The following is a 13,412-nucleotide window of genomic DNA, read 5'->3' as shown; positions in this document are numbered from 1 at the left end:
CGGCGCAGCTCAAGGAGTTGCGTCGTTTTCTATACAGTTGGCAATTTATCTGGGCTTATTACTCTCAAATCAAAAGGAACACTTGCAAATGTTGGTACTTTCTCTGTGTCAGATGATTTGGCACCTTTCATTGATGGAAGTCCATTATAGTTTGGGTTTTATTAGATACACGATAAGGAGGCTTCCTTTGTCAATGCGGTAGATTGTTGATACAAGAAAAGCAGATTATTTCGTCCCTCCAACCAGTGGGTGTGGAAATAATCTGCTCGTTTGTTGGAAAATCATCCCAGTTGATCATGCTACCAATGCTAATTAGAAGACACCCCAACATCGGCCCAAGCCCAAGATGAATTCTTGGGTTGCATTGCTTTCATCCCATAGCCAATGACCCTGTTATTCACGGCGACAATTTCCCAGCTGTTCTTTAACGGCACAACGTAGGCCTGCTGGTTCATGTAGGCCTGCCATTTATACAATGCCTTGACCCGATAATCATGGTCAAATGCCTTTTGAGAATCAATGTCGTTGATCAGTTTGGTGTTTTCGGCGGTATTGAAACGGGAATAATTCGATTGCGCATCAGCAGAGTATAACCCATTGGGCGACGGCTCCGGTCCTAATGCCCATCCGCCCATCAGCATATCGATGTCCGGTGAATCATTCCGCACCTTATCGTAAAATGAATTAAATTCCAACAACCGGCCATTGGTGAACTCGACGCGTAAGCCGATCTTCTTCCATTGCTGGATGTAATTCTTGGCAATCGTTTCAGCATCGCTGGTACCGCTCATGGCAGCAAAATTGATCGTCAGCTTCTTGCCTTGAGGATCCGTCCGATAACCGTCGCTGCCTTTCTTGTACCCTGCCTCATCCAACAATTTGTTGGCTTTGTCCAGATCCAAAGGAAAGCCCTTTTCGGACTTGTCGAAATAATCCCCATAAGACGAGGGAATCAATGTCGGGATACGGAACGATAAACCCTTCGCGAACTTAGTGTATACGTCGTCTTGATTCATGGCATACGCAATGGCCTGTCGCAACTTGGCATTATTCATTTTTGCTTTGGGATTTTCCACGTTAATACCTTTATTGCCATCCCATTTACCTACCTTGAAGGCCAAGTATGAATAGCCCATCGGTAGGCGCGCCACAAAGGTAATTCCCTTCGTCCCTGTAACTTGCTCATACCAAGAGTTGGATACTGCTAAAATGTCGTATTTTTTTGCCTTGACTGCGGACGGAGCTGTTGCGGGCGAGACGGTTTCAATTGTAATCTTTGATAATTTGGGCTTGTCGCCATAATAGTATGGATTCGGGGTCCAAACGGCCGACTGACCAGCAATGAGTTTACTCAACATGAACGGGCCAAAAAACAGCGGCTTTTTTCGAATCTTGTCTGATGACATCAGATCCTTAAACGGCACGTCTTTCAAATAGTGATACGGGGCAGCGGTCTCCAAGAAATAGCCATTGGAAGATTGCTGCATCGCCGGCTTCATTTCCTTGAAATGGATGACGACTTTCCGTCCATCACCGCCATCAGGCATCTGAATCCCTGATATTTCTTTGGCCTTGTTATTTGAATAATCGGTCATGCCGAGAATATTGTCGAACTGGGCACTGTACGTCTGTGCCTTGGTAGTCGGATTAGCGACAATCTTATAGGCATACAGCACATCGTTCGCAGTTAACGGTTGGCCATCAGACCACTTGACCTTGGGGTTAATCGTGATGGCCGCTGTCTTATTTTGCTGGTCCAATTTAATATTGGCCGCTCCGCCATCAATCAACTTATACGTGTTGTCGAATTTGAACAATGACTCCGCTCCAAAAATCATTACCGTGGCATCGTTGGCATCCCCAGACAATTGCTGACTGAAGATTCCTTTAAACGGTGTATTGGTCACCAGTCCATACGTCAAGGTACCGCCTTTGATCGCCGGTTTCTTATTGTTCACTGCGATTGGAAAGCTGATCTTTTCGGCATTTGAACCGCTGCTGGCTGAACTACGGCTTGATTTACCGCTATTACCGCACGCAACTAAAACGAGGGCTGTCGTCGCCGCCAATGCCGCAAACACAACTCTATTCATTTTCCGCATGACTTTTCTCCTCAATGTAAGCGCTCCATTTTGGCTAACATCAATGTACCACGAGAGTGTGGTGGGAGAAAGAGAAATGCTCATCCAAATACCCTTCCCATCGTCGCATGAGAAGCCGAATGGCCTTATACAAACGGAAGCACAAGAGACTTGTTGAAATCTTCATTTTACCGAGAGGACTCCGGCGTACATCGGGGATACAGAAAACAAGAAACGGAGGATTGCATACTGGCGATGGCGACAACAAGTGACAAAAATACCCCAATCAAAAGGACTGAGGTATTCACTGTTATGTTAGTGCTTCAACTGTTTTCTCTTTTGGTACCATAAGCGGATACTGACAATGATCTCACCAACGAACCAAATCACGGCAATACCCGCTAGCACGTCTGGGAAAAGCCCCAATGCGGGGGTCAAATCACCATCAACAGTCCGTAGCCAAACACAAAAGCGGCTTCCAATATCAACATAATCATATCCCAGAGACGTCCACGAAGAATTGCTTTAACCGTTGCCGACATTGGGTACTGTTTCTGCGTGAGATTGTGCTGAATAGCGGCCGTCGTACTGTCTGTGGGCCGTTTAACACCGGTCAGTCTTTTGTCCTGGCCGCTTAGTTCCGCTTCCTGCTCCGAATTAACGTCACGGGTCAGCCGAGTCGTGAAAGCCATGGACTTGCCCCCAAATTAATAATATCCTGCTGGCAGTTGATCGAGTGGCGGCGTGTTCAAATTCAAGAAGGTGATCCAGCCACCGCCAGTTACCATCGTCATGACGATGGCCATGAGGCCAAAACAGGCAACGAATGTCATTAACACCTTCCAAAACATTTCTGAACGGCGAGTATACCGACTGGTTCCAACGCGGTAAAAAAGAATGGTCGATATGAACGGCACGCCAATCATCGCGATCCACACCACGACGGCCGACCAAAGAGTCCGTAACGCGCTATCAATGAGCCGGCCAAGTGACGGGAACCAAAGGATTGTCCCCAAATATCCGAGAAACCAAATGACTGCAAAAACCTCTAGTGCAATGTGTGAACCACGTCTTGAAGCCTGCGTATGCTGCATGACGATGCCCTCCCTTACAGTTGCAACCGTAACCCATACCATTTTGACTTGCCGTTAGCATAGCACATTGCCCATGGGCAAGCAATAAAATAGCATTGTCACCGAGCAGTGGGGGATAAAATGCTCTCGATTGTGAAAGCTGGCAACAGTGAACATAAACAAAAATCGGAGCAGTTTCCCCCTTGCGGGAAAACTGCTCCGATTATTCGCCAAGTTCAAGACTAAATTCTTAAACTTACCCGGTGTGGAAAGATGTTACTTGGTTACAGAGACGTCAGCCCAAGCGGCAGATGAACCAGCTGCTTGTGTAGGATTCAAGCCATAACCCTTCACGCGATCATTGACCGCAGTCAAACCCCAACTGTTGTTCAGAGGAACAACGTAGGCTTCTTTATTCATATACTCCTGCCACTTCTTGAAGGCTGTGACACGATAGCTGTGATCAAACGACTTTTCAGAATCAATTTGGCTCAACAGCTTGGTCTGTTCAGGCGTGTTCATGCGGGTGAAGTTAAATGGTGCACCGGCAGAAAACAGGTCATTAGGTGAAGGTTCAGAACTCAAGCTCCATGCAGCCTGGAACATGTCAACATCGGAAGAATCATTTTGTACCTTGTCGTAGAAGGAGTTCATTTCCATCAGACGACCATTGGTCAACTCAACACGTAAGCCGACTTTCTTCCATTGCTGGATGTAGTTCTTGATGATGGCTTCTTGGTTAGTGTTCCCAGACATGGCGGCAAAGTGAATCGTCAACTTCTTGCCATCAGGATCCGTCCGGTAACCATCTTTACCCTTCTTGTAGCCAGCCTCATCCAGAAGCTTGTTGGCCTTGTCCATGTTATTCGGGAAGCCTTTGGCAGACTTGTCAAAGACATCGCCGAATTGTGCCGGAATCAGAGTCGGAATACGGAATGACAAGCCGCCGGTGAACTTCTCATTAACTTGGTCAACGTTCATGGCGTACGCAATGGCCTGACGCAACTTAGCATTGTTCATCTTGGCCTTAGGGTTCTCAACGTTTTCGCCCTTCTTGTTGTCCCACTTACCAACTTTAAAGCCAAGATAACTGTAAAACAGAGGAATCTTGCCTAAGAACGTCACACCCTTGGTGTTCTTGACGTTCTTGTACCAGCTATTAGAGACACCCATGATGTCATACTTTTTGTTCTTGACAGCAGACGGCGCAGTAGCCGGGGAAACTGTCTCAATGGTAATCTTACTCAGCTTAGGCTTGGCACCATAATAATACTTGTTTGGCGTCCAAACAGCTGATTGGCCGGCAACCAACTTGCTTAACTGATAAGGACCAAAGAACAGAGGCTTCTTACGAATCTTGTCAGATGCCATCAAACTTTTAAAGGGAACGTCCTTTAAATAGTGATATGGCGCGGCAGCTTCCCAGAAATAGCCATTCCCAGATTGGGTCATGCCTGGCTTCATCGTCTGGAAGTGCAGAACGACTGTCTTGCCAGAACCGCCATCTGGTGTGGAAATCCCGGAAATTTCGTTGGATTTCCCAGCATTGTACTCAGCCATACCAACAATGTCCTTGAGACTGTCAGTATAACGCGAAGACTTGGTTGCCGGGTTGGCAATAATCTTGTAGGCATAGACAATATCATCTGCGGTCAATGGCTGGCCATCGGACCATTTGACATTAGGGTTAATTGTAATCGTCGCTGTCTTGGCCTTTTGGTCCAGCTTCAAGTTAGCGGCGCCGCCGTCAACGATTTTATAAGTATTGTTCGTTTTGAACAACGACTCAGCACCGAATTGCATGACGGTTGAATCATTGGCATCCTCGGATAATTCCTCATTAAAGATACCTTTGAACGCTGTGTCGGAAATCATACCAACAGTCAACGTACCGCCAGAAACAGACGGCTTGTCATTCTTTGTGGCAACTGGAAATGAAATCTTCTTCGCTGAAGTACTGGTGCTGCTGGTCGAGCTTGAACTGCTGCTATTACTGCCGCACGCAGTAAGCGTAACAGCTAAAACTGAGGCTAATGTCACCAATCCAGCGACTGCTGCTTTCTTCATTGTATTTCCTCCTCGTCCACTGTCCAACCGGACAGTGGGATTAACAGACTGCTCATTGATCCCGCATTTCCCGCGGAAAATCAACGTTGTTTTCATAATAGCACGGCAAGTTCTCATTTACAACCCAGTCACACTAATTAATTGACATCAATAATGGCGCTCTGGGAAGATTACCCCAATCGCTGCCGAGCATCCGCTGCGCGCTGCAGTGCCTTGCCGACATAGTTGACCGACAATGACAAGATAATCAGCATCAACGTCGCTGGAAGCCAGCTCCATGGATAATTTTGCATATTCACGGGATCGGAAGCGTAAGAAATCAAACGGCCAATACTGGGAGTTGTGTCAGGTAAGCCGTACCCTAGGAAAGTCAGCCCAGTTTCAACCCCGACACTGGTGGCAAAAGTGAGTGTGATATCGACCAACAGAAGTGAACTAATGTTGGGCAGCACTTCAAAAAACATAATTTTGAAGCTGCTTGACCCTGACGTTTTCGACGCCAGTACATAATCCCGCTTGGCCTGACTTAAGACGGCTGCCCGATAGAGTCGTGCCGTCGACATCCATCCCAGTGCTGTAATCATCGTGATGAGGACCCAAATGCTAAATTTGGGAACAATCGTGATGACCACGATCTGAATCATTAGCGCGGGCAAGATCATGAAGAAATCGGTAATCCGCATCAGGATATTATCAATCCATCCGCCAAAGTAGCCGGAACACAGGCCCACAATGATGCCAATTAATTCGATGAGAATAGCTACCCCCCAGCCGATGCCAATGGAATTGCGCATGCCAACGATAAGGGAGGCGAACACGTCTCGACCACTTTCATCAGCACCCAGAATCAGCCCATCGGTACCGGGGCGAGCCCATTGCCACATAATATTGACATCGGTGTAACGGGACTGAGGGACGAAGAAACTGCCAATAACGGCCGCCAAAATAATAAACATCATAATGACAAATGCCACCATTGCGCCTTTGTCGTGAGTGAATTCGCGAAAAATAACGCGCCAACCACTAGGCGGAGCGGAAATGATTGGATTTCCTTTGGCATCCGTTGCTTGGACAGTTTGTTGATCTGTCTTCTTTTTATCTGCCATTTTGCTACCTCCTAGTCGATACGAATTCGGGGATCAACGATGCTCATGATGATATCGGAAAGCAAGTTGCCCAACAAAGTCAAAATTCCGTAAAGCAGAATGAGCGCCGTCATTATGGAATAGTCACGCCCTGAAACGGAATCAATGAAAAGCTTCCCCATCCCCGGGTAAGCAAAGATGGTTTCCGCGAAGACTGAACCACTTAATAAACCGGTAATCACGTTACCGAAGAATGCTGCAATGGGAAGCAGCGAGTTCCGCAGAATGTGCCGATTGAACACGACGCGCTCAGGAACACCTTTAGATCGCGCCGTTTTGACGTAATCCTCAAGCTTATTATCCACAATTCCTGATCGAAGATACTGAACGATACTGGCATTGCCTAGTATCGCAATCAACAGCGATGGCAAGATGATGTGATATATTCGACTGCCTATCGTACCGATAACCCCGCTGGCATTAACCGATATTGATCCGCTAGTCGGGAACCACCCCAGTGCGAAACCAAAAAGCGCTATTGCTAGCATATAAACAACAAACCCAGGGGTGGACATAGAAATGAAGTTGTAGAACTGGATGGACGTATCAATCCAGGTACCCTCATAACGACCAGCCGCGACACCGAGAGGAATACCAATCAAATAAGTCAAAACAACAGAAAGAATTGAGAGGTATAAGGTGTTGATGGCCCGTTCACCAATGATACTCGTGACTGGCCGCTGCATTTGATAAGACATCCCAAAGTCACCATGGAGTGCCCGGCCAATCCAATCGACATATTGTACATACCAAGGATTGTCCAACCCGGCCTCTTTACGCAGCCGGGCAATTTGTGCCGGCGACGTCTGTGGCGTAATCAAACCGGTAAAAGGATCCCCGGGCATCATCTTGGCCAGGATAAACACGAACAAACTCAACACGATGATCTGCGGGATCATCAGGATGACCCGACGGAGAATAGTTTTCCACATGAGCTAGCCCACCTCCGTCTTCATTTGTGCGATCTCGTCTGGCGGCAATGCCACATAGTGCGTATCTGAGATCTGCTGTAAGGGGAAGACTTTTCCGTCTTTGTCGTACCATTTCTCTTGGTGTTCCTGGTATTCCTTCTCCACGGCCCGGCGATGGGCCTTATCGGCTTCCCGACCGGAAGGATTGACCTTGGGGATGGCCGCCAAAAGCCGCTTAGTGTAGATGTGCTGAGGATTGTTATAGATATCCTCACGCGTCCCCACCTCGACCAGTCGGCCCCGGTGCATGATGGCCAAGTTCCGGCACATGTGCTTCACAACCCCTAAGTCGTGGGAAATGAACAGATATGAGATGTCAAATTCCTTCTGAATCTTCTTCATGAAGTTCAAGACTTGGGCCTGGACAGAAAGGTCCAGAGCGGAAACTGGCTCATCGGCGATGATCAGCTTCGGGTGCGTTGCCACGGCCCGGGCAACACCAATACGCTGCCGCTGGCCGCCGGAGAATTCATGCGGATATTTATAGATGGAATCAGACGGCATACCGACGATATCCAGCAGCTCCTTGACCCGGTCCCGTTCTTCGGTGTCAGTCAGACTCTCAAAGTTGCGCATCGGTTCCGCAATGATATCCTCGATCCGCTTCCGCGGGTTGAGGCTGGACATGGAGTCCTGAAAAATCATCTGGACATCCTTGTTGTAGTGCATCTTCTTCCGGGTACGACGGTCAGTGATATCTTGATTATTATAGATAATCTGTCCCGAAGTTACTTTCTCCAAGCCAACGATGGCCTTGCCTGTGGTGGACTTGCCGGAACCGGACTCGCCGATCAACCCGTAAGTCTCCCCTTCTTCGATATTGAAGTTGATGCCGTCAACGGCGTATACGTAATCCGTGATCCGGTTGAAGAAGCCGGAGCGGATCGGGTAATGGACGTTGAGGTCTTTGATCTCAATTAATGACATAGACGCTACGCTCCTTCACTGGGATTTTGGACATTATTGCCGGCGGCACCAGCTGCGGCCGCTTCCGGCTTCTCATCAGGGAAGTAGAAAGTCTTGTAGCAGGTGCAGCGGACCAGGTGGCCCGGTTCAGCTTCGTGCAGTACCGGGTTGGCTTCGTGGGCCGACTCCGGAATCCAAGGGATCCGCGGCGCGAAGCGGTCGCCGGACCGTTCCATGTTGACCAGAGAAGGCACGGTCCCCTGAATCACGTGCAGTTCCTCATCATCGGAATCAGCTTGGGGCATGGACCGCAACAATGAGCGAGTATAAGGATGCAGCGGGTTCTCGAAGACCTGGTACACGGTCCCCTGTTCCACGATTTGGCCAGAGTACATAACGGCCACCGTATCGGCGGTTTCGGCCACAACGCCCAAGTCATGGGTGATCAGGAGGATCCCGGAGCCGATTTCTTTCTGAATGTCTTCCAGCAAGTCCAGAATCTGGGCCTGGATGGTCACGTCCAAGGCCGTGGTCGGCTCGTCGGCGATAATGATCGGCGGCTTGCAGGCAATGGCGATGGCGATCATGACCCGCTGGCGCATGCCGCCGGAGAGTTCGTGAGGATACTGATGCGCCGTCAGCGGCGGATCGGGAATGCCGACTTGGTCCAACAGTTCGAGAACGCGTGCTTCCCGCTCCTTCTCAGAGAGCTTGGTATGGTACACCAGTGTTTCGGCAATCTGGTCCCCGATCCGCATCAAGGGATTCAACGCAGACAACGGATCCTGGAAGATCATGCCGATGTCGTTCCCGCGGATGCGGTTGAATAACGCTTCGCTCAAGCCGACCAGGTTCAGTTCGTTGTACATGATGTCTCCGGTGACCTTAGTGTTGCGCGGGTTATGCAGACCGATGATACTGGTCGCCAACGTGCTCTTACCGGAACCGGACTCGCCCACCAAGGCGAGAATCTCATTCTTATGCAGCGTCAGCGATACATCGTCGACGGCGTCGTAGAAATGATCGTGGACCCGGAACGCGGTATGCAGATGTTGGATATCGAGTAATAGTTCGTCGGAAGTATCCAAATCCATTCCTCCTCTAAAATAGCTTCAAACAGCTCAACCATGCGATGATGAGAAAGCCATGAGAATGGTTTACAATGCTTCAATTATATCGGTAGCGCCTGCGTAATGCAAGACGCCGCGCAGGAAAAATGCCCCGGCCGGGACGAAAAAATCATGGCCGGGACGCGCCCCTAGTCTTGGTGGGCGGCGATGTACTTGACGACATCACCCACCGTGTTCAAATTTTCCGCATCTTCGTCTGAGATTTCCCCGCCGAAGGTGTCCTCCAAAGTGAGCACGAACTCGACTAAGTCTAAGGAGTCGGCTGATAAATCCTGTTTGAAGTTAGTGTCGTTCGTAATCTTGGCCGGGTCGATTTCAAAGCGATCGGCAATTAACGATTGAATCTTATCAAAAATCTCTTGTTCTGACATGATTATTCCTCCTTGTGAGCGGCTGCAGCAGCCGGTTTTTCTGGGTGAGTCGAGAAGTATTGGATGACACTCTGCACGGTCCCGTGGCTGAGCATGGCGTCCAGCTGTTTCTGAACGTAGTAGACCGCGTCGGCGTCCGAGTTGCCGTGGCTCTTGACCACCGGGGCCTTGACCCCGATGAGCACCGCCCCGCCGGCCCGGTCGGCGTCAAACATTTCTGCCAAGGCCTTGAAGGCCGGCTTGGCCATCGCCGCCCCGAGCTTCGGCAGCAGCCCATTATTCAGCAGGTTCTGCTTGAGCAGGTGCATAACGGTGCTGGCCGTGCCCTCCATCGCCTTGAGGGTCGCATTGCCGGTGAAGCCGTCGGTGACGACGACGTCGGCGGGTGCGTTGAAGAGGTTCGAGGCTTCGACGTTGCCGACGAAATCGATGTCCGGATCAGCGTCCAGCAATTCGTAGACACTCTTATGCAGCGTGTCGCCCTTGTCCGCTTCGGTCCCATTATTCAGCAGACCCACCCGGGGCTTGCTGAGACCCAGGACATCGCGGGCGTAGAACTGGCCCATCAAGGCAAACTGGTGCAGGTAGGCCGGCTTGCTCTCGGCGTTCGCCCCCACATCCAGCATCAGGAAGTGCTGGTCCTTGTGCACCGTGGGGAAAATGGTGATCAAGCCCGGGCGTTCGATACCCTTGATGCGGCCCACCAGCAGGACACCGGCAGTGAGCACGGCACCGGTGTTGCCGGCTGAATAGAACGCATCGGCGTCGCCATTCTTGGCGGCCAATGCCGCTCGCACCAGACTAGAATCCTTCTTCCGGCGAATGGCCTTGGTCGGCTCGTCCTCCCCGGTCACGACCTCAGTGGTCGGGACGATGGTGATCCGGGTCGTATTCTTAACCAGCTCTTTCAGCTGACTCTCGTCGCCGAAGAGTTGGAACTGCAGGTCGGGAAAGTCATCCCGGGCCCGCTCGATGCCTTCAACGATGGCCTGGGGGGCGTTGTCCCCGCCCATGGCATCGACTGCGATTGTTTTCATCTTTATGAGTTACTCCTTTATAGGGTGCAGAAATTAATCAAAGTACTGATTACGGCGTTTCAATTCGGCTAAGTACTGGGCAATGCCCTGGTGGTCCGGGGCTTGCAGTTGCGGGTCGGTGTCGAAAATCGCCCCGGCTTCGCCGTGGGCCACATCCAGCATGGCACTGTCGCCCACCGGATCAGCGACGTTGAACGAGGGCAGCCCGGACTGCTCGTCCCCGAAGACATCCCCGGGACCGCGCAGTTTCAAGTCTTCCTCCGCCAGAACGAAGCCGTCGGTGGTCTTGACCATCGCTTCCATCCGGGAAATCGCCACCTGGTTCTTTGGGTCCGCAATCAAGTAGCAATAGGCGTGGCGGCTGCCCCGGCCGACCCGACCGCGCAGCTGGTGGAGCTGGGACAGACCGAACCGGTCAGCGTCGAAGATAATCATCAGATTCGCATTGGCAACGTCCATGCCCACTTCCACAACAGTGGTTGCCACCAGGACTTGGACCTCGTTGCGGGCGAAAGCACCCATGATGTCGTTTTTGTCCTGGTTCTTGAGCTGACCGTGAAGTAAGGCGACGTGGTACTGGGGCAGGGCCTTGGTCATTTTCTCGTAGAGATCCTCCGCATTTCTTAAATCAATCGCTTCGGACTCGGCAATCAGCGGGGTAACGACGTAGGCTTGAGCCCCGGCGGCCAGCTCGCTGCGCAGGCGGTCGTAGACTTGACGGGTCTGGTTGCTCTTGAGCCACTCGGTGACGATGGGATGGCGGCCGGCCGGCAGTTCATCGATGGTGGACACGTCCATCTCGCCGTAAGTGGTAATGGCCAGGGTGCGGGGAATCGGCGTGGCGGTCATCATCAAGACGTCCGGGGACAGCCCCTTGCGCCGCAGCTCCCGCCGCTGGTTGACGCCGAAGCGGTGCTGTTCGTCAATCACCGCTAAGCCTAGTTTAGCAAATTTTACGGTATCTTGAATCAATGCGTGCGTGCCAATGATCACGTTCAGCCGACCGGTCGCAATATCATGCACGGTCTTAGCTCTGTCAGTGGCGCTCAGCGACCCGGTGAGCAGGCCGACGCTGACGTGCATCGGGGCCAGAAGCTGGGCAATCTTCTGATAATGCTGCTCGGCCAGGATCTCCGTGGGCACCATCAAGGCGGCCTGGTAACCGGCGGTGACAGCGGCGAAGAGCGCCAGGACAGCGACAATCGTCTTGCCGCTGCCCACGTCCCCCTGGAGCAGGCGGTTCATGTGATGGGGCCGCTTCATGTCGGCCACGATCTCGTTGACCACCCGTTTCTGCGCGTTGGTCAGTTCGAAAGGCAGCGTCTTGATGAACTCCCGCATCGCCTGCAAGTCGTAGTTCAGCGCCAGACCCGCATCCTCTTTGTTGTTATCAGCACGCAGCGACTGCATCCGGCACTCGAAGAGAAAGAGTTCACGGAAGGCCGCTGAGCGCCGCGCAGCGCGGGCATCTTCGCTGTTCCGCGGGAAGTGCATATCATGGACGATGGTGGCGGTCTCTTCCAGCTTATAATGCCGTCGCAAGGGTACCGGAACAACATCTGTGAGCAGCGGGGCGTACTGTTTATACGCCTGCTCAATAAGGTCCACCAAGGTGCGTTGACGAATATGTTTATTCACCGAGTAAATCGGACTCATGCCGGCATTGCCGCCCTCAGCCTGGGCGATGAGCCGCTGGCCGGTCATGCTGTGCTTCATGGCGTTCCAAATGCCGAAAACGGCGACTTCGGTGTTCTCCACGATCTTGTCTTTGAGCCAGGGCTGGTTGAAGAACGTGACCACGATGGGCAGGTCTTCGACCAGCACGCGGACGTTCAGCCGCGTCCGGTTGCGGCCGAAACGGGACACGACGGGCGGGGCAATGACCAGGCCTTTGAGCGTGACCTTCTCCCCGTCTCCGAGTTCAGCCAGAGAGCGGGTGCGGATGTCTTCGTATCTGAACGGAAAATAGAACAGCAAGTCGCCAACGGTATCAATACCGAGCTGGTGCAACGCACTGACCCGCTTCTCCCCCACGCCTTTCAGCGCGTTGACAGGGTCCGATAAACTGGGCATGGGTGAGATCCTTTCTTTGGTGAATAGTTTAGTGTCTGATCGTGGCCCGGTGACTATGGGCTGCACGAATTGGTGTGACGTTAATGTCTGGTTGCTGGCCCGGGTGACTACGGGCTCCGCGGGGGCTGGAACGTGGTGGGCACGGCTTGAAGCCAACTGCAAAGTACGCAATTGTCTTCAAGACCGGCCTTGTTGTAGGCGGCAAAGCCGCCAACAACAATTTCACCACTGAGCCCCCTCCCACTCCGCCCTCCGTCACCCTACATTCTCGTAGACTGGAGTAGTCTCGCTCGACACGAAACCCGGCAACTTCCTCCGTCGGCATTACAGCAGTTGCCTGAAAGTATGAAGTTCAGGAGCCGCTCCCGGTGAATGTGTTCTGGCACCGAAGACTTTACGATTGGGTAAGAAGTAGGCGATTTGGGCCCGGAGGCTGGCGGGGCTCAGCCATGAAGTTGTTGTTAGCGGGCGTCCTTTGCCCGCTTACAACAAGGCCGAGCTTTGAGACGCGCGCACTTTGCGCGGCTCAAAGTTGTGCCCATGGCTAGCTACGCAGGC

11 protein-coding genes are annotated in these 13,412 nt (G+C 51.8%); all 11 read right to left on the bottom strand.

Going from position 1 to position 13,412, the window contains the following annotated elements; all coding sequences use genetic code 11:
* Positions 1–308: 308 nt before the first annotated feature.
* Complete coding sequence (locus tag L248_RS06160; protein ID WP_040535175.1) at positions 309–2,102, bottom strand: oligopeptide ABC transporter substrate-binding protein; 1,794 nt, start codon at positions 2,100–2,102, stop codon at positions 309–311.
* Between the two features lie 413 nt (positions 2,103–2,515).
* The gene (locus L248_RS06155; protein WP_022529273.1) at positions 2,516–2,773 is read right to left on the bottom strand and encodes a hypothetical protein; all 258 of its coding nucleotides are present in this window, start codon (positions 2,771–2,773) and stop codon (positions 2,516–2,518) included.
* A gap of 15 nt (positions 2,774–2,788) precedes the next feature.
* Positions 2,789–3,175, bottom strand: coding sequence for a hypothetical protein (locus tag L248_RS06150; protein WP_040535172.1), 387 nt, complete (start codon positions 3,173–3,175; stop codon positions 2,789–2,791).
* Positions 3,176–3,430: 255 nt separating this feature from the next.
* Positions 3,431–5,221 (bottom strand): oligopeptide ABC transporter substrate-binding protein, encoded by a 1,791-nt coding sequence (locus L248_RS06145; RefSeq protein WP_040535169.1) that lies wholly within the window; start codon positions 5,219–5,221, stop codon positions 3,431–3,433.
* 170 nt (positions 5,222–5,391) lie between these two features.
* A complete protein-coding gene (locus tag L248_RS06140) occupies positions 5,392–6,327 on the bottom strand; it encodes an ABC transporter permease (RefSeq protein WP_022529270.1) in 936 nt (311 codons plus the stop codon).
* 11 nt (positions 6,328–6,338) lie between these two features.
* Positions 6,339–7,298, bottom strand: coding sequence for an ABC transporter permease (locus L248_RS06135; protein WP_022529269.1), 960 nt, complete (start codon positions 7,296–7,298; stop codon positions 6,339–6,341).
* 3 nt (positions 7,299–7,301) lie between these two features.
* The gene (locus tag L248_RS06130) at positions 7,302–8,264 is read right to left on the bottom strand and encodes an ATP-binding cassette domain-containing protein (protein WP_022529268.1); all 963 of its coding nucleotides are present in this window, start codon (positions 8,262–8,264) and stop codon (positions 7,302–7,304) included.
* A gap of 5 nt (positions 8,265–8,269) precedes the next feature.
* The gene (locus L248_RS06125) at positions 8,270–9,337 is read right to left on the bottom strand and encodes an ABC transporter ATP-binding protein (RefSeq protein WP_022529267.1); all 1,068 of its coding nucleotides are present in this window, start codon (positions 9,335–9,337) and stop codon (positions 8,270–8,272) included.
* 164 nt (positions 9,338–9,501) lie between these two features.
* Positions 9,502–9,744, bottom strand: a complete 243-nt coding sequence (acpP, locus tag L248_RS06120) for an acyl carrier protein (RefSeq protein WP_022529266.1) — start codon at positions 9,742–9,744, stop codon at positions 9,502–9,504.
* A 2-nt stretch (positions 9,745–9,746) separates the two neighbouring features.
* On the bottom strand, positions 9,747–10,781 hold the full coding sequence (gene plsX / locus L248_RS06115; RefSeq protein ID WP_022529265.1) for a phosphate acyltransferase PlsX: 1,035 nt from the start codon (positions 10,779–10,781) through the stop codon (positions 9,747–9,749).
* A 33-nt stretch (positions 10,782–10,814) separates the two neighbouring features.
* The gene (gene recG, locus L248_RS06110) at positions 10,815–12,911 is read right to left on the bottom strand and encodes an ATP-dependent DNA helicase RecG (RefSeq protein WP_281169980.1); all 2,097 of its coding nucleotides are present in this window, start codon (positions 12,909–12,911) and stop codon (positions 10,815–10,817) included.
* Between the last annotated feature and the right edge of the window lie 501 nt (positions 12,912–13,412).

Source organism: Schleiferilactobacillus shenzhenensis LY-73 (assembly GCF_000469325.1).
GTDB lineage: Bacteria > Bacillota > Bacilli > Lactobacillales > Lactobacillaceae > Schleiferilactobacillus > Schleiferilactobacillus shenzhenensis.
Note: the sequence above shows the minus strand (reverse complement) of the source record. Positions and strands in the feature narration are given on the sequence as shown.

Coding starts and splice junctions, on each gene's coding strand:
- L248_RS06160 (WP_040535175.1), bottom strand. CDS start 2,102: ATGCGGAAAATGAATAGAGTTGTGTTTGCGGCATTGGCGGCGACGACA.
- L248_RS06155 (WP_022529273.1), bottom strand. CDS start 2,773: ATGGCTTTCACGACTCGGCTGACCCGTGACGTTAATTCGGAGCAGGAA.
- L248_RS06150 (WP_040535172.1), bottom strand. CDS start 3,175: ATGCAGCATACGCAGGCTTCAAGACGTGGTTCACACATTGCACTAGAG.
- L248_RS06145 (WP_040535169.1), bottom strand. CDS start 5,221: ATGAAGAAAGCAGCAGTCGCTGGATTGGTGACATTAGCCTCAGTTTTA.
- L248_RS06140 (WP_022529270.1), bottom strand. CDS start 6,327: ATGGCAGATAAAAAGAAGACAGATCAACAAACTGTCCAAGCAACGGAT.
- L248_RS06135 (WP_022529269.1), bottom strand. CDS start 7,298: ATGTGGAAAACTATTCTCCGTCGGGTCATCCTGATGATCCCGCAGATC.
- L248_RS06130 (WP_022529268.1), bottom strand. CDS start 8,264: ATGTCATTAATTGAGATCAAAGACCTCAACGTCCATTACCCGATCCGC.
- L248_RS06125 (WP_022529267.1), bottom strand. CDS start 9,337: ATGGATTTGGATACTTCCGACGAACTATTACTCGATATCCAACATCTG.
- acpP (WP_022529266.1), bottom strand. CDS start 9,744: ATGTCAGAACAAGAGATTTTTGATAAGATTCAATCGTTAATTGCCGAT.
- plsX (WP_022529265.1), bottom strand. CDS start 10,781: ATGAAAACAATCGCAGTCGATGCCATGGGCGGGGACAACGCCCCCCAG.